This window comes from Arthrobacter cavernae (genome assembly GCF_017368795.1).
Taxonomy (GTDB): Bacteria; Actinomycetota; Actinomycetes; order Actinomycetales; family Micrococcaceae; genus Arthrobacter; species Arthrobacter cavernae.
The window spans coordinates 1-14,882 of the sequence record NZ_JAFNLL010000005.1; the positions used below are offsets into that span (position 1 = coordinate 1).

Below are 14,882 nucleotides of genomic sequence, written 5' to 3' on the forward strand. Positions count from 1 at the left end.
GCAGGTCGGCTCCGCGCAGGTCGGCTCCGCGCAGGTTGGCTCCGTACAGGTTGGCTCCGTACAGGTTGGCTTCGCGCAGGTTGGCTTCGCGAATCGTCTTTACGAGTGTGTTGTCTGGCGACTCATAGCTGAACAGGATTGATCCTGTCAGGTAATGCTTGATCTCTATCTTGATGTTTCGTGGCATATCACCTCCTTATTTGTTGTCTTTCTTGATTATTGAGAAGCGGAACGGCCCCCGCTGGCGCTTGAGATTGGCGACCTCGTCTGCAAGCACGTCTATCTGTTCCTGTAGAGATGGACGAGTCCAGGTTTGACTGGCTGTCATATCTGGATCGGCTACTGCTATATCAGGGATGTCGCTCGGTCTCTTGATCTGTGCGGCCCTGGCCTTCCCAAGTTCTATCTTGCGCTTGAGCGCACGAGCTGCCTTCGCCTGCTTATGAGCCAGGAACCCGTTCCAGGTCTTCGCATTGCGCACGGTGCGGATAGTCTCGATGCTCACATTGTGGAAGGCGGCCATCTGAGCGTTGGAGCGCCTACCGTCACGGATGTCTCGATTGATCGAAAAGAACTTGATCTTGGTTAGTTTCTTTGGATTTGACATTTAATTGGTTCCTGAGACTATGGCCTCGTTAGTTTGTTCGATGAGCACGCCACGTTCGGCGTCCCTGACTGTCTGGAGTAGCGCGAGAATATCCATCACTCTGAGTACTCCAGATATCGCTCCTCTTGCTCGGCACGTTCCTGCTGCTCGACAAGTTGTTCGCTCATGTCAATCTCGTCGTCGAGTCCGTGGCTTATCTGGCTGTAATAGGTATCCATCTATGCGGCCTCCATTTCCTGCTTCTTAGCTTCCAGTTTCTCGATCGCCTGGGCTGCTTGTACGTCGGTCAGGATTGCTGCAAGCCACTTCTCTCGCATACTAGGATCGGCTTTGATGGCGTTGTACAGCGTCTTGATCTTGATGATCTGCGCACCCGTAGGAGGGTTGTCAATCGTTGGCTCGTCTTTGGGCGCGGTTCCGGTAATGAGTGATGAAGCCGTAGGCGCTTTCTTTTCATCGCCAGGAGCACGGATGGGCAGAGCCCAACTCGGCAACTTTGGAGGATTCCAGTAACCTTTGACATCCGGCTCACCCTGTTTGTTCTTTGGGTTCTTCCAGATCTGAATGTAGTTTTCGCCCCCAGACTGGTAGACGCTTTGATAGACAGCTTCGAGGCTGTACAGATAGCGACCGATACCCCATTGAACTGCTGCTCGCTTCATCGCGTTAGATAGACCACCCTTAATTGGTTCGATATCTGAGTTATCAGCACCATCCCACTTGGTGATCCACTCGCCATTTACACGGATTGAGAGACCACAAAGGATGCCGCCGTTCGGTGACGTGTCGAACTCGTCTCGCCAGTTCTCCGGCCCGACAACATCATCAAGACGGTTCTGTACAGCGCGGTTGTCGATGTAGGCAATGACCTGCACCCAGCCACTTTGACCCTTTAGGCCAGAACGCTGTACTCGCCATTCGATGTCTTCCGGCTTGAATGGGGCACGGAGCGCCTTCAGATCGAAAGTTACAGACTCACCCATACGAAGGCCTTTAGAACGCTCTCACGAATGGATACGCGGCTAGATGTAAAGTTGCGGCGCTGTGCCTGGTAAGGCGCATTAGCGAGCTCGTAGCGGCGTTGTACGCGCGCCTTAGTGCTGGCTGTGAACTCTTGATTCTGATTATTTCTTCGCTTCATGGCGCTTCTCTTTCTCTATTTGTTTGACGCGTATGGCGAGCCATTGGCGTCTTGTGGTTATTGTTGGGTTGCTGACTGTGGTGAGTGTTCGGATGATAGTTGGAACGGAGATCTTCTTCTCAAGGCGTTCCGACTCAGCTCGTGCTAGCTCGACCAATGCCTGTTTCAGTGGTGGGTAAAACCCCCAGCCTGTTGTGATGAGCTTCTCGCCCTTTTTCTTTGTTGGCATCAGGTATGGATTGATCATAAGTACTCGTCTTTCTTTAAAGTGATTGTGTTCTCCTGTCTGCGTGTGTTTAGTAGGGTTATTCGCTGTCGAGCCTAGATAAATGTCTGCTCCGCTTTCGCCTGTCCTTGACTATGAGGCATTTATAAAGAATATGCAAGGCTATTTTTGCTATTGCCTGTGGATAAATAGCCGTCGTTATCTTGACTGTGTGTTTGGACGTGTGGTTGATGTGGCCTTCGTACCCACCAAATGGGCCTCTGACGTGGGCAAACGATACCCTAGGCGCTCGTACTCATCCCGTCTATACTGAATCCATGCTCGTAACCACCCGCGACGCCAAGATCATCAAGCTCATTTCCCGCTTCGGAATGCTCCGGTCAGGAATTATTCGCGAACTTATTTTTTCAGACAGTCTCAGCGCTACGTCTAGCGATAGAGCATTGAAGCGTCTAGTTGAACGGAAGTACCTGGCACGGGTAGAGCGTCGCCTCATAGGTGGCAACGGTGCAGGGAGTGGCCAGTACATCTACCGCCTGGGGACACAGGGACGGCGCATAGCGCAGACTCAGGGCAACTATTCGAGGCTCTCGGATATCCACCACACCATTGCTATAGCTGAGACGTTCGTAGCAGTGAAGCGATTAGAGCAGCAAGGCCTGCTGGAAGTCGTGGGCTATGCGACAGAACCAGATTCTTGGGCTACTGTGGCCGGAGCTGAGTTGCGACCTGACCTGCATATAGAAATGGCTATCCCTAGCAGGCGCGTCAACGTCACGTTTTTCATCGAGGTTGATCTAGGTACGGAACGCCAGAAGCAACTCAAAGAAAAGATGAGAAAGTACATACATGCCTGGCAACATAGCGATGAGAGCGATGTACCGACGTTTCCTGTGGTGTTGTTCCTTGTACCTGATGAGGAGCGCATGAAGGAAATACAGTGGCTCATAGACCGCGAGGACGAAGAAGTGCGCGGTTTGTTTATGGTCGAAATGCAAGAGTCTTTTCCACAGTTCCTCTTTAGTTGAGCGTTTTTTACAACTTAAAAGCCTTGTGTATTTACCTCTGTTGGCTCATAATACTTAGTAGAACAAAGCTAAACAGGAACTCCTAAGCAATGATCGTAAACACACCGTATGGACCGACGGAGACTAACGGCGGCGAGATCATAGACCTTGCGCCTTTGCGACGTAAACCGCGAGGCCGTGTAAGCCGTCCTAAGCACTCTCACAGCAGAAGACGAACCCAGCATCATCTCTTCAACGAACTATCGTTCACGCTCGCTCTCGTTGCTACAGGCCTATATCTAGCGGCCGGCCTTATGAGCTAGAAGAGTCACACCAAAGAAAAAGACGCTCAAACACACAAGAGCGTCTTTTTTAGAAGTGTAGCCAGTGACGGCGTCCAGGAACGTGCAACCATCGAAGATCGCATGTACCTATTAAAGCAGGTAGGGCTTGTTTTTCAATCCCTCTTTTATATCCAACTCACGTGCGCCCCTGGGTCGGGGGATGATCAGTACCGGTACCTGTATAGTTCGGAATAGTGTCCTCGGCTTCTTAGTGGCTGTTTGTTTCTTCTTCTGCATATCGGGCATTATGAACGATTATCCACAGTTTGCCTAGAGAGTAAATGACAATCGTCACACATTGCCGTTGACTTAAATCACTTAGTGTCGATAATGGAGTACAGCAAGCATTCACGTTCAATGATGTAAGTCTTGCTCCTGAAATCACCCGCAGGGGGTATTGCATTATTCGATAAGTCCGTCATAATGATTGGTGAACGTGAATGCTTTAGAGCCTCCTGCTACAGGGGGCTCTTTCTTGTATCTCGGGGGAGCCGTTGACTAAGGTCGGTCCTGATACGAGTCTAAAGAAGTGATGGAATATCTAGCTCAACGTTTTCGGCTATCGTAAAGCCTGCTTTGTACTGATGAAGCGATATCAACGTAGCTACTTTAACAATTTGGTTCATAGTCTAAGTTATCGACAGGCAAGCGGAGTTGGGGAGAAGGCCTACTAGTGGCGAATATAACCCACTACGAGTGTTGCAACTAACTCATAGATGCGCGCAAGTGAAAATCTTGCCTCCGCCTGTCTGTCTATAACAATTGAAGGTAGCTGTGATGGGTATCGAAAACCACTGCCCTGGTGGACTTTGGTCGAGTAGGTAGGGGTTGGAACTCACGATCGCAACGGCTAGTACGTGACGTTGAAGTTGGGTTTATTCAACTGCGTTCGTCCCATCTCACATACTTTCAAGCAAGACTTACCTAGTAGGTTACGGATCACTCAAAGACGTAACGGACTGGAAGGGGGAGTTAGTCAATCAAGCTATCCCTGATGAGCCGACGACCTGCACACCCACTCAGGGAATGCTTTAGTATCAACTCCCCTCCGTGTTTACGGAAGAAAGAAGGGAGTACTTAGAGTGCCCGATCATCGGCCACTTTCAAAAAATACCCTTGACTATTTAGCGCACTTAGCTCATAGTCTAGGGCAGCATTAAACAGGAACAATTGAATATGCGAACAATCAAGTTTAGAGCGTGGAATCACACTAATCGAGTTGAAGTGTGCTCACAAGAGGCTGGTGATGAGTGCTGAGCGCTTCCCTAGCCTAGAAGGCGGTGCCTGCACTGACCTAGCTCCAGGCGTTGCAGAGAAGTACTTCAATGCAAATGCTCACCGAGAGCCATTCCTGGCAAAGACCGCCAAAGCTATCTGTGCCCGCTGCGTGATCCAACCTCAGTGTTTGGAAGCAGCGATGAAGCGCACATATCCAGATCGCGGTGTCATCGGCGGCATGACTGCCAGCTCAATCCGAGCAGCCAAGGAATGGGATGCCTACGACAAGGGCCTCAGGTCTAATCCACCAAAGCATTCGCGGCCAGAGATGCCCAACTACTACGAGCCGTCGCCGGCTAGCGAACACGCAGCTGAACTACGGGCAATCGCGGATCTGTCTTTCGAGGAACGCGTCTATGGCATTTTCCTAGACGTGAAGAAGGGCAAGTACCAGACTCTCAACCAGGCCATCGGAGAAATCGCGCTGATACATAGCCAGGCGATGGAGGTCAACCATGCGTAAGCCTCTCCTTATATCAGCAGTAACCGTCGCCATCCTTGGCGCAGGAGTAGCACTCATCATGACTAATCAGACGAAACCCGAGCAGCAACTAAAGGCAGACGCGTCTAGCGTGCAGCCGGCCGCAGAATCGGAAGTGCCCGATCTAGTGGAGACGCCAGTACCCGAACCTCTGCCAGTAGACGTACCCGAACCTACGATTGCCGATCAGCCTGTTCAAAGCTCAGAGCCTGTCTATGCAGAACCAGGCCAATTGCTCCACGGTGGCGAGTTGCTACCTAACCGCTACGCCAAGGAGATGCAGGCCAGCAACGTCAAGCCAGGGGACTACGAGATCGTTTGCAAGCTCGTGTTCAACGACGACTGCGCGGCAACTCTAGAACACACACTCAAGCCTTACGACCGCGTGGCGATGTTCAAGCTGCGGGAGGGGATGAACCAGATGTTGATACATCATGGGACGTGGACGGCCGCGTTCGAGGCTTTTGAGACATCAGGTAGCTGGTAGCACCGTACTTTCCAAGCCGAAGGCCCGCCGACACCGATTGGGGGTACGTGCCGGCGGACCAAGATCGAGCATAGCCGACACAGGCTTCACGGCAGGTGCTCCTGACGCGGCGACTTGCGGTGGAACGCTAGACTTGGCGCCATGACATTATCGGCCGAACTGCTCACGAACTCACAAATGCCGTGGAAGACTGACGGCATACGGACAGTCGTCCAGGCGTTCCCGTACCAAGGCAGCAAACGCCAGCTGGTTGGTCAAATACTGTCGCTCTTCCCAGACGGTGGCGTGCCGCTTCTAGTCGAGCCATTCGCCGGGTCAGCAGCCATCTCGGTCGCCGCTCGACACTATGGTCAGGTCGGCGAAGTTGCCCTCTCAGACGTCAACGGGCCGCTCATGGATCTGTGGCAACGGATTATCGACAACCCTGACAGGCTCATTGCTGAGTACACGAATCTCTGGAACGAGCAGCTTGAAGACCCCCGCTCATACTTCCTGAAGGTGCGTGAGGAGTTCAACCAGACGAAAGCACCTGCTCACCTTCTTTACCTCCTGTGCCGTGTGGTCAAGGCGGCCGTCAGATACAGCAAGAACGGTGACTTTAACCAGAGCCCTGATCACCGCCGACTTGGCGCCAAGCCAAGCAATATGCAGGCTCGGATTTTCGAAGCCTCTCGCCTGATGAGGGGGACTTCAGTATCAAGTGAGTCCTATGAGTCTCCGCTGATCAACGCACCACGCGAAGCCCTTGTGTACATGGACCCTCCGTACCAGGGCACAACTGACGTACCAGACCACCGGTACCTAACAGGATTGCGTCGCGATCCGTTCATCGAGACCTTGCAGCGTGCTATCGACAATCAAGTCAGTTTCATCATCTCTTACGACGTGGTTCGAGATGACAACAAGTATGGCTACAAGCTTCCCGACGAACTCGGCCTGACGCACCGCCATGTTGTGGCCGGTGTATCCTCCCAAGCGACGCTACTAGGCAAGAAGGAGATGACCGTCGAGTCCCTCTACCTAAGCCCAGCTCTAGTGCAGCGGCTAGGTGGACTCGACATCATTGACACGCGAATCGATTTAGAACCTGCAGGTCAAGACGCGTTGTTCTGAGATTTAATGCCCGCGTTCTAGTAACGTCGGGTGCGTGACTAATACCGGGGAATCTAACACTCAACTCGCACCTGACCAGATTGCTTGGCTCAAAGGCCTTAAAATGCCCAGGCGTGCTGGAATCGTGCGTGACCACATCTTGACGCACGGCGCTGTTACAACGACGACGCTCCGTGACACTTACGGCTATGACCATCCACCGAGAGCGGCGGGCGATCTGAAGGACGCAGGGGCCGGCGTGGAAAAACGTATGGTCACGATCAACGGCAAACGTATGGCCGAGTATTTCTTTACTGGCGCGGCGAACAAGAATGCCATCGGTCGGGTAGTCATCCCCAAGAAGTTTGCTGATGGCCTCAAGGCGGCTTACGGCAACCAGTGTGCGATTTGCTCGGGTGAGTATTCTGCTCGTGAGCTCCAGGCTGATCATAGAGTGCCGTTTGCCATCGGTGGTGATAAGCCGGTGATGGCTTATGAGGACTTCATGCCGCTGTGCGGATCGGACAACATGGCAAAAGGGCAATCCTGTAAGGTGTGCCCCAACTGGACTATCAAGGACGTCGGCACCTGTGAAGGGTGTTACTGGGCGCACCCCGAAAACTACAGCCACGTTGCTACTCGGCCAGAACGCCGGCTGACGGTCACTTTCCAGGGAGTCGAAACGATCTCCTACGACAAGCTCAAAGTAACAGCTGGAGAGACCGGCGTAGACGTTGAAGAGCTTGCCAAGACTGTCCTGACCGGCGAGTAGTCTCTTTTTTGCTGCACTCTATCGTTGAGGAAGTGCGTCACGGTTTCCACGTTGAATCTTCCTGCTTGATCCGATCGAGCACACTGGACGGCATAGCGGAGCAGGAGTCTGCTGAACCTCGCTCATTCGCGTGATCGGCCGCGGTGTCAGTGATGCCAATCGTGGCTACTGCTGCCTTCCATCCGCCCATGCCCTCTATCTGCCGTGGCACGTGGACGTTTGCTGCTCCGTTTACGTAATCCCACACCCGGAAATTAACGACGGGGCCAAGATAGATGCCACCGTCTTTTGCGCGCTGCACCAGGTTAGGTAGTGGCAGTACTCCCATTAGTTGGGCAGCTTGGTATTCAGTGATGTTCCAGGGCGGGTTTCCGAAGTAGTACCAGGTCGCCGCACAGATTCCGTAGAGCTTTGGGCCGAACTGCGCGTAGTTGAGGTACAGCTCCAAGATCCGTTCTTCGGAGAGGATGAGCGAGAACTCAGTAGCAAGGCCGGCCTCTATCCCTTTCCTCACGGCGTTCTGCTGAGGAGTAAGGAAGATGTTCTTCGCGAGCTGCTGAGGGATGGTTGAACCGCTGGGGTCTGGCTTGCCTTCTATATACGCCTTAGCCCTGGCATTGAACGCCTCGATGTCGAACGCACCAGGGCGCGTGCCGAGCTCCTGATCTTCATGGGCGATGGTAGCGGCCAGCACATACCGGCTGATGTGGTCGATCGAGACGTACTGGTACACCACAGGCTCACCGGACTGCATCATGTACGAGGTCCGTGGGGGAGTCCACCAAATGAAGGAAATCGTGGCGAGCAGACTCAGGATGACCAGGGCGATCACGAGCTTGAAAAACCAGCCAATTGACCTCAGTATGATGTGCTTTTTCTTTCGCTTTCGGATGGGAGTAGTGACAGTAGTAGATGCTTCGATTGCTGCCATTGTCCGAGCTTTCCCGAAAAGGAATGGTAGGAGAATTATACTTTGGCCAATATTTCTTGGTCTATAGAGGGAATTTGAGACAGATCTTTTAATTTGAGACTGTCTGTGCATAAATAGGTGCAGTATGGCAGAGCAGTCAAAGAAAAAGACTACAACTCAACCAACCGTAAAGAAGAAAGTGGGACGGCCTCTTTTTGATGGCAAGGATGAGGCAACGGTAGTCCGATTATTAGAGGAAGCTTTTGCTCTCGGTTGCACAGACCTTGAAGCGTGTCTATATGCGGACATTGGCAAGAGCACACTCTACAACTACCAAGATAAGAACCCGAAGTTTTTGGAGCGAAAAGAGCTACTGAAGGAACGGCCAGTGTTGCAGGCCCGTAACTCAGTCATCCAGGCCATGCGTACAGACGGCAATCTGGCTCTCAAATTCCTAGAGCGTAAGCGCAAGGCTGAGTTCAGCACTCAACAGCAGATCGACCATACGACCAATGGCAAGGACTTACCGATGCCGATCCTGGGTGGCTTGAGCGTGCAGCCTGTAGAGGACGGTGATGCCTAGTACGACAGAGGCAAAGCGAGCTTACAACAAGGAATACAACTCACGGCCAGAGGTGATAGAGCGCAAGCGTCTCAAGAATCAGGGACTACGGGCGACTAGGGCCGCTTACAAGAAGACTGATGCTGGCATAGCTGCCGAGAAGAGATACAAGCAATCAGTCGGCGGCAAGCGCCTTCAGCAGCTCAACCGGATTAAGTGGCGCTATGGGCTGTCACCTGAAGAGTTTGAAGGTCTGCACTCCAGTCAGGGCGGAAAGTGCGCTATCTGTTCCTTGATTCCTCCAACACCCTTGCATGTAGATCATGACCACGAGACAGGCAAAGTACGGGGATTGCTTTGCGGGAGCTGTAACCGCGCTATCGGTCTGTTGAAAGACGACACTGACCTGATGCGGTCAGCTATCGCTTACTTGGGTGCGAGTGATGCCATATAAGGCAACCACAGCTACCAAGAAGCTATTGAAGCTTAGGAAACGCATCAAGCTGATTCCTGGGGGAACGTCGGGTGGCAAGACCATCTCGATCTTACAAATCCTCATCGACAGGTCTCAGAGCGACACCAAGCCTAAGCTCACCTCTGTAGTTTCAGAGTCCTTCCCTCACCTTCGCAAAGGTGCCATGCGCGATTTCTTGAATATCATGCATGAGCACAATTACTTCGACCCCTCCAGGTGGAGCAAGACAGACTTCACCTACACGTTTGAAACTGGGTCTCAAATTGAGTTCTTCTCAGCAGATCAGCCAAGCAAGGTGCGCGGCCCACGTCGTGACCGCTTGTATGTGAACGAAGCAAACAACGTGCCTCAAGAGGCTTGGGAGCAGCTTCTATTCCGTACCAGGGAAGACGCCTGGGCAGACTGGAATCCAGTCACGGACTTTTACATGTACGAGGACTACGGCATCAACGATGAAGCTGTTCCAGCCAGTGCTCACGATGACCGTGTTGACGTTGTAATCCTGACCTACAAGGACAACGAGGGTCTTGAGCCGGCCATCATCGAGGACATCGAACGGAAGGCCAAGCTCAATAAGCAGTGGGGGAGAGTCTACGCGGAGGGGAAGCGCGGTGAGCTTGAAGGTAAGATCTTCACCGGTTGGCAGATCATCGATGAAATACCCCATGAGGCGCGTCTGGAGCGCCGTGGTTTGGACTTTGGCTACTCGAACGACCCTACGGCCATTGTTGACCTCTACAGCTACAACGGCGGCATCATCCTCGATGAACAGCTTTACCAAAAGGGTATGAGCAACAAGCAGATAGCTGACCTCATCATTAACTTGCCGAGTCCGAAGACCTTGGTGGTGGCCGACAGCTCGGAACCGAAGTCTATTGACGAGCTCAGTAGCTATGGCATCAACGTCATCCCGGCCAACAAGGGCCAGGGCAGCGTCCTTCAGGGTATTCAGAAGCTCCAAGATCAGCGCGTGAGCATCACGCAACGCTCAACGAACGGCATCAAGGAGTACCGCAACTACATGTGGATAACCGACAAGGACGGCAAGATACTCAACGTGCCGATGGACATGTGGAACCACTTCATGGACGCAACCAGATACGCCAATGAGACGTACAGACCAAGTACAGGGCCACCACGAGTATCTAAGCCGGCATGGGTCAAACAAAGCAAACGAATAAGGAGATGAACATGAAGAAGCCAAGCAACTGGGAAGAGATAGGAAGTGAACTAACAGACGCAGCATTTGCCAAGCTCAAGGTGGGCAATATCCTGCGCTTTCAAAGCGACGATGGCGAGACTGAACTGAAGATCATGCGTATCAATGCGAAGAAGCGAAAGTGCTTTGTGCGACCCGTCAAGACGTTCTTGCCTGAAGACTTAGACGGCACTGTTAGTGTCGTTGATAAGAAATAGCACTATTCAGCTCAAGGCGTTTGTGTTAAATTCAAAGCAGTAACTAGATAGGGATAACTCAAAACTTCATATGGTTGGCGGTAAAAGCAAAAATCAAACCAAAATAGCCGAGAGTCAAGACACAAAGACTCTTGAACTGGCCATGAAGCGATTCAACGAGTCGTGGGACTATGCTAAAGACAACTGGCACGCCAAGTGGGATCGCGACAACAAGCACTACGACTCAGAACGTGCTGAGGCTCAATACCAGGGCACCACCGATACTTTCATCCCTCTACCGTTCTCGACTGTAGAGACGATGACGTCAGCGCTCAACAACGCTGATCTTCGCTTTGACTACACGTCTGGCGACCCTATGAAGCGGGTAGACACTCGACCGCTCAACGCACTCGTAGACGAATGGGCTGAAGATGACGGCTGGGATCTCTCGTTTGAAGAGAGCTACCGCGAGACCTTCATCGTTGGTATGGACGGCAACATGCTCACTTGGGAAGGCGATCACCCTCACCTAGAGTCATACGCCATGCGCGACATCATCATCGACCCGACTGTGCGCAACCCTGCCGAGCTACAGAAGCCTGGGCGATATGCTGGCCGGCGCTTCTTCGTTCGTAAGGGCGATCTTGATGACATCGAGGTGCTTGACTCAGACCCTAAGAGCAATACATTCGGTGAGATGATCCCTCGCTACAAGAAAGAGGACGGGACATCTAAGGGCCAGCAGGAGCCGACCGACAAAGAACTCAAAGAGATGTTCAGCGGCTCAGTTCTCAACAAGCCAAACGATAACCAAGACGAGATTATCGAGATCTGGGACATCGACCGTGTTGTAACGATCAAGAACCGTTGCTACGTCATTGAAGACGTCGTGAACCCACACAAGGCGCGTCACGAGTTCCTACTGACTCAGCAGTACTTGCAGGGCGTTGATGAGCCGGATGAGCTCGCTGTCAAAGAGGCGACCGACAAGGCAAAGGCCGAAGCCAAGGGCCTCAATCCGTTCTTCTTCCGCAATTACCGCCGTAAGTCACTCATGTACGCCAAGGGTGAGCTTGATTCGATCCACAAAGAAGTAGAACGCCTCAACGACATGACCAACATGGAGACTGACAACCTCATCAAGCATGTGGCACCTCAGAAAGAACTTGATCCTGAGTACGAAGACTGGCAAGACCTCATCGATGATGATCCAGGCACGGTGTATCCGTTCAAGCCTGGCTCACTCCAAGACCGTCAGCCGCCGTCATTGCCCGCTAACGCCTTCGCTAATCGCCAGGACGCTAAGAATGACATACGCGAAGCCACAGCCATCGATCAGCTCGCTAAGGGCGTCCAGAACGTCAAGGACACGACGGCAACTGAAGTCCAGGCGCAGCTACAGCAGACAGGCCAACGTATCCAAAGCAAGGCTCGCATCTTCAAGAAGGACGCCTTCTACTGGATGGGCTTCATCCTTATGCGTCTCGTCCAGCTCTACGTTGACGAACCGCTTGTCGTCAAGGTTCCTGGCGCAACAGTCAACAAAGAGGAAGTGTTCGCCAAGTACGGCATCGAACTACCTCAAGGGACAGCCATCTTTGATCCTGCGGACTATGTAGGAGAGTGGCGACCACGCGTCGTGCTCGAAGTAGACGGCGAACACAAGCAGTCCGAAGAGCGACGTATCGCTCGCGAGAACTACCAGATTCTTATCCAAGACCCAACGAACAACCTAGAAGAAGCAAAGAAGATCCTCTATCCAAAGATGTTCGACATGGACAAAGACGACCTAGCTGCGATCATGACGCCGGCTGTTGCTCCTGAGATGCCTATGGGTTCAGAGGGTGCGTTGCCGCCTGAAATGGGAGCCCCTAGTGCGCAACTGCCTGCTCCTGCGGGGGCTCCAGGTGTCTGATTATGACTCACTACAGATCACTCAAGACGCCGTGGCGTTCGCTAAGTCGAAGTTCGGCAAGCACTACTTGAAGAGGCTCGAAAAGGCGAAAGCACGCTACCTAGAGCTGACCATGAACGAAGAGCTCACCGATAACTTCCGAGCACATGCGGGTACTAAGGCCGCCACAGTTCAGCTAGAGATCGACTACTTCATGACAGCTCAGACCGTTGCGGATACCCCCACTTTCATGAAGCGTCTGAGGGACAAAATCAACGCCCGCAGGGAGAAAGAGAAGCTCTGATTGTAGGTGTGCTGCGGCGATACGAGTGGGACTTTCATAGAAATTAACCTCTTAGAAAGAAACACAACCGTCCAATTTGTGCCATTCGTATCCCGGCAGCACCTCTCCACCAATAGAGAGGGGTGAAGTAAGTAATGGAGGCGATTCAATGGATGAATCCACAACCGACGCTACTACTCAGGACACAGGCGCAGTAGTCACTGCACAACCTGAAGAGCAGCTTGCTGAGGCGGCTAACACCGACAGCGAATCAACTACTACCACCGATCAGACGACTACTGACGAGACTGACAACGCGTCAACAACCTCAGAAGATGACCTCTCTGATTATTGGACCAAAAAAGGCATAGACATCACGACACCGGAAGGCCAGGCACAAGCTGCCAAGTCCTACCGAGAGGCCGAGAAAGCTATGACCCAGAAGGCTCAACAGGCTTCACAGCTTGAGAAGCAGATCAACGCTCAACCACTAGCAGTCGATACCGACAACGAACTAGTGCGACAGGCCATCGAGAAATCGAGCGCGCTTGAAACGACCCTGGCCGTACGCGAATGGAAGTCGAGCAACAACATCACACCAGAGCAGGACGCAGCGCTTGGCGAGTACGTCACAGCGAATCCTGACAAGGCATGGCTACTATGAAACGGCCACCTTTCCCTGGACGACGTCTACGCGATGTCAGGTGTTGGCAAAGTTGATCTCTCCGAAGCCAAGAAGCAGGGCGGTAAAGAAGCCATCCAGAACCTTGCGACCAAACAACGCACCGCATCGGTCGCCGGCACTGCAACGAAGCAGACAGCCGCTACAACTGATCCGATCGCTGACGTTTGGGCTAATGACGACTAATAAACGGAGAAACGAGCAATGGCTCAAAACTATTCAGCAGCTCACCTGAGCGAAATTGACGAACGATTCACTACAGAATCAAAAGTCGCACCGATCATCAACAAAGGCATCCGCCTAGACTTCAACGGTAAGAAGTCTGTAACCATCTACAACGTCGATGTAGTCGCCGAAGTTGACTACGTCCGCGCCGGTACAAACCGATTCGGTACGCTCATCGAGCTTGGAACAGGTGAACAAACCTTCACCCTCAGCCAAGACAAGAGCTTTACGTTCACAGTTGACCGCGGAAACCTCAATGACTCACAGATGGTTCAAGAGGCTCACAAAGCCGTCAAACGCCAAGTACGTGAAGTATCTATCCCGAACACTGACAAGTACGTCCTAGCGACTCTCGTAGCCTACGCAGTGGCAAACAGCCAGGTAGACGCAACAGGTATCACCAACACGACTGCTTACCAGAAGTTCCTTGGCCTACAAGCCAGCATGGACGACGCAGAAGTACCAGCAGACGAGCGCGTGACCTTCCTGACTCCAGGAGCGCACAACCTCTTGAAGCGTGACCCTGAGTTCATCAAGTCATGCGACACAGCATACAAAGACCTCAAAAAGGGCATCATCGGTGAAGTTGACGGCAACACACTCATCAAGGTTCCAACCTCATGGGTTCCACTCAAGACCAACTTCCTGACTGTCTACACAAAGGTAGCCGTCGTTCCTAAGAAGTTCGACATGGTCCGTGTCCTTGAAGAGGTTCAGGGTATCGACGGTGCTGTGGCTGAAGGACGTCGTTACTACGATGCTTTCATTCCAAAGAACAAAGCTAAAGGTATCTGGGTTCAAAAAGAAGCCTAGGACCAGTAAGAAAGGACTCAAAACATGTCAGTTAGTGAAACTCAGACTAGCAAGACCGGCCTCTACGTTCACAAAGAGAGCGGTGCCGAGCTAGTCGCAGTAAGTGACATCCAAGGTGACGCGTTTGTGCACCTTGGATACGAATATAAAGGTGAATACAAAGAGGCTCCTGCTGCTGAAGTAGAAGCTAAGAAAGGAACTAAGTAAC

Annotated in this window: 20 protein-coding genes; 14 read left to right on the top strand and 6 right to left on the bottom strand. The window is 52.4% G+C overall.

Features of this window, described 5'->3' with window-relative positions:
* From J1902_RS03585 to J1902_RS03600, 5 genes are all read right to left on the bottom strand, one after another.
* On the bottom strand, positions 1 to 187 hold a 187-nt coding region (locus J1902_RS03585; RefSeq protein WP_207614896.1), incomplete at its 3' end, for a pentapeptide repeat-containing protein.
* Positions 188 to 196: 9 nt separating this feature from the next.
* The gene (locus tag J1902_RS03590) at positions 197 to 607 is read right to left on the bottom strand and encodes a hypothetical protein (protein WP_207614897.1); all 411 of its coding nucleotides are present in this window, start codon (positions 605 to 607) and stop codon (positions 197 to 199) included.
* Between the two features lie 95 nt (positions 608 to 702).
* Positions 703 to 825, bottom strand: coding sequence for a hypothetical protein (locus tag J1902_RS19645; RefSeq protein ID WP_278253588.1), 123 nt, complete (start codon positions 823 to 825; stop codon positions 703 to 705).
* A complete protein-coding gene (locus J1902_RS03595; RefSeq protein ID WP_207614898.1) occupies positions 826 to 1,590 on the bottom strand; it encodes a Rad52/Rad22 family DNA repair protein in 765 nt (254 codons plus the stop codon). It lies immediately after the preceding gene.
* Positions 1,591 to 1,731: 141 nt separating this feature from the next.
* Positions 1,732 to 1,995 (bottom strand): hypothetical protein, encoded by a 264-nt coding sequence (locus J1902_RS03600; protein WP_207614899.1) that lies wholly within the window; start codon positions 1,993 to 1,995, stop codon positions 1,732 to 1,734.
* Positions 1,996 to 2,291: 296 nt separating this feature from the next.
* On the opposite strand from J1902_RS03600, the gene J1902_RS03605 reads away from it, so the two are divergent.
* The 5 genes from J1902_RS03605 (at position 2,292) to J1902_RS03625 (ending at position 7,435) form a co-directional block, all read left to right on the top strand.
* Complete coding sequence (locus tag J1902_RS03605) at positions 2,292 to 3,002, top strand: replication-relaxation family protein (RefSeq protein WP_207614900.1); 711 nt, start codon at positions 2,292 to 2,294, stop codon at positions 3,000 to 3,002.
* A 1,569-nt stretch (positions 3,003 to 4,571) separates the two neighbouring features.
* Entirely contained in the window at positions 4,572 to 5,066 is a 495-nt protein-coding gene (locus J1902_RS03610; RefSeq protein WP_207614901.1) for a WhiB family transcriptional regulator, read from the top strand.
* A gap of 58 nt (positions 5,067 to 5,124) precedes the next feature.
* Positions 5,125 to 5,571: a hypothetical protein gene (locus J1902_RS03615; RefSeq protein ID WP_207614902.1), complete on the top strand. Its 447-nt coding sequence runs from the start codon at positions 5,125 to 5,127 to the stop codon at positions 5,569 to 5,571.
* A gap of 141 nt (positions 5,572 to 5,712) precedes the next feature.
* Entirely contained in the window at positions 5,713 to 6,684 is a 972-nt protein-coding gene (locus J1902_RS03620; protein WP_207614903.1) for a DNA adenine methylase, read from the top strand.
* A 34-nt stretch (positions 6,685 to 6,718) separates the two neighbouring features.
* Positions 6,719 to 7,435 (top strand): HNH endonuclease signature motif containing protein, encoded by a 717-nt coding sequence (locus tag J1902_RS03625; protein ID WP_207614904.1) that lies wholly within the window; start codon positions 6,719 to 6,721, stop codon positions 7,433 to 7,435.
* Between the two features lie 37 nt (positions 7,436 to 7,472).
* Here J1902_RS03625 and J1902_RS03630 read toward each other — a convergent pair whose 3' ends face one another.
* On the bottom strand, positions 7,473 to 8,366 hold the full coding sequence (locus J1902_RS03630) for a transglycosylase domain-containing protein (protein ID WP_242701573.1): 894 nt from the start codon (positions 8,364 to 8,366) through the stop codon (positions 7,473 to 7,475).
* A 124-nt stretch (positions 8,367 to 8,490) separates the two neighbouring features.
* Between J1902_RS03630 and J1902_RS03635 the strand changes: the two genes are divergently transcribed.
* The 9 genes from J1902_RS03635 (at position 8,491) to J1902_RS03675 (ending at position 14,881) form a co-directional block, all read left to right on the top strand.
* Positions 8,491 to 8,928 (top strand): hypothetical protein, encoded by a 438-nt coding sequence (locus J1902_RS03635; protein ID WP_207614906.1) that lies wholly within the window; start codon positions 8,491 to 8,493, stop codon positions 8,926 to 8,928.
* The gene (locus J1902_RS19860; protein WP_207614907.1) at positions 8,921 to 9,361 is read left to right on the top strand and encodes an endonuclease VII domain-containing protein; all 441 of its coding nucleotides are present in this window, start codon (positions 8,921 to 8,923) and stop codon (positions 9,359 to 9,361) included. The genes J1902_RS03635 and J1902_RS19860 overlap by 8 nt, the downstream gene beginning before the upstream one ends.
* Positions 9,362 to 9,386: 25 nt before the next feature.
* Entirely contained in the window at positions 9,387 to 10,571 is a 1,185-nt protein-coding gene (locus J1902_RS03645) for a PBSX family phage terminase large subunit (protein ID WP_207614908.1), read from the top strand.
* Between the two features lie 2 nt (positions 10,572 to 10,573).
* Positions 10,574 to 10,798: a hypothetical protein gene (locus J1902_RS03650; RefSeq protein WP_207614909.1), complete on the top strand. Its 225-nt coding sequence runs from the start codon at positions 10,574 to 10,576 to the stop codon at positions 10,796 to 10,798.
* A 142-nt stretch (positions 10,799 to 10,940) separates the two neighbouring features.
* Entirely contained in the window at positions 10,941 to 12,692 is a 1,752-nt protein-coding gene (locus J1902_RS03655; RefSeq protein ID WP_207614910.1) for a portal protein, read from the top strand.
* A complete protein-coding gene (locus J1902_RS03660; protein WP_207614911.1) occupies positions 12,685 to 12,975 on the top strand; it encodes a hypothetical protein in 291 nt (96 codons plus the stop codon). The genes J1902_RS03655 and J1902_RS03660 overlap by 8 nt, the downstream gene beginning before the upstream one ends.
* A 148-nt stretch (positions 12,976 to 13,123) precedes the next feature.
* Positions 13,124 to 13,618: a hypothetical protein gene (locus J1902_RS03665; protein ID WP_207614912.1), complete on the top strand. Its 495-nt coding sequence runs from the start codon at positions 13,124 to 13,126 to the stop codon at positions 13,616 to 13,618.
* A 222-nt stretch (positions 13,619 to 13,840) separates the two neighbouring features.
* A complete protein-coding gene (locus J1902_RS03670) occupies positions 13,841 to 14,674 on the top strand; it encodes a major capsid protein (RefSeq protein WP_207614913.1) in 834 nt (277 codons plus the stop codon).
* A 24-nt stretch (positions 14,675 to 14,698) separates the two neighbouring features.
* Positions 14,699 to 14,881: a hypothetical protein gene (locus tag J1902_RS03675; protein WP_207614914.1), complete on the top strand. Its 183-nt coding sequence runs from the start codon at positions 14,699 to 14,701 to the stop codon at positions 14,879 to 14,881.
* Position 14,882 lies beyond the last annotated feature (1 nt).

Coding starts and splice junctions, on each gene's coding strand:
- J1902_RS03665 (WP_207614912.1), top strand. CDS start 13,124: ATGGATGAATCCACAACCGACGCTACTACTCAGGACACAGGCGCAGTA.
- J1902_RS03655 (WP_207614910.1), top strand. CDS start 10,941: ATGAAGCGATTCAACGAGTCGTGGGACTATGCTAAAGACAACTGGCAC.
- J1902_RS03600 (WP_207614899.1), bottom strand. CDS start 1,995: ATGATCAATCCATACCTGATGCCAACAAAGAAAAAGGGCGAGAAGCTC.
- J1902_RS03590 (WP_207614897.1), bottom strand. CDS start 607: ATGTCAAATCCAAAGAAACTAACCAAGATCAAGTTCTTTTCGATCAAT.
- J1902_RS03650 (WP_207614909.1), top strand. CDS start 10,574: ATGAAGAAGCCAAGCAACTGGGAAGAGATAGGAAGTGAACTAACAGAC.
- J1902_RS19645 (WP_278253588.1), bottom strand. CDS start 825: ATGGATACCTATTACAGCCAGATAAGCCACGGACTCGACGACGAGATT.
- J1902_RS03670 (WP_207614913.1), top strand. CDS start 13,841: ATGGCTCAAAACTATTCAGCAGCTCACCTGAGCGAAATTGACGAACGA.
- J1902_RS03595 (WP_207614898.1), bottom strand. CDS start 1,590: ATGGGTGAGTCTGTAACTTTCGATCTGAAGGCGCTCCGTGCCCCATTC.
- J1902_RS03675 (WP_207614914.1), top strand. CDS start 14,699: ATGTCAGTTAGTGAAACTCAGACTAGCAAGACCGGCCTCTACGTTCAC.
- J1902_RS03630 (WP_242701573.1), bottom strand. CDS start 8,366: ATGGCAGCAATCGAAGCATCTACTACTGTCACTACTCCCATCCGAAAG.
- J1902_RS03605 (WP_207614900.1), top strand. CDS start 2,292: ATGCTCGTAACCACCCGCGACGCCAAGATCATCAAGCTCATTTCCCGC.
- J1902_RS03620 (WP_207614903.1), top strand. CDS start 5,713: ATGACATTATCGGCCGAACTGCTCACGAACTCACAAATGCCGTGGAAG.
- J1902_RS03610 (WP_207614901.1), top strand. CDS start 4,572: ATGAGTGCTGAGCGCTTCCCTAGCCTAGAAGGCGGTGCCTGCACTGAC.
- J1902_RS03635 (WP_207614906.1), top strand. CDS start 8,491: ATGGCAGAGCAGTCAAAGAAAAAGACTACAACTCAACCAACCGTAAAG.
- J1902_RS03615 (WP_207614902.1), top strand. CDS start 5,125: ATGACTAATCAGACGAAACCCGAGCAGCAACTAAAGGCAGACGCGTCT.
- J1902_RS19860 (WP_207614907.1), top strand. CDS start 8,921: ATGCCTAGTACGACAGAGGCAAAGCGAGCTTACAACAAGGAATACAAC.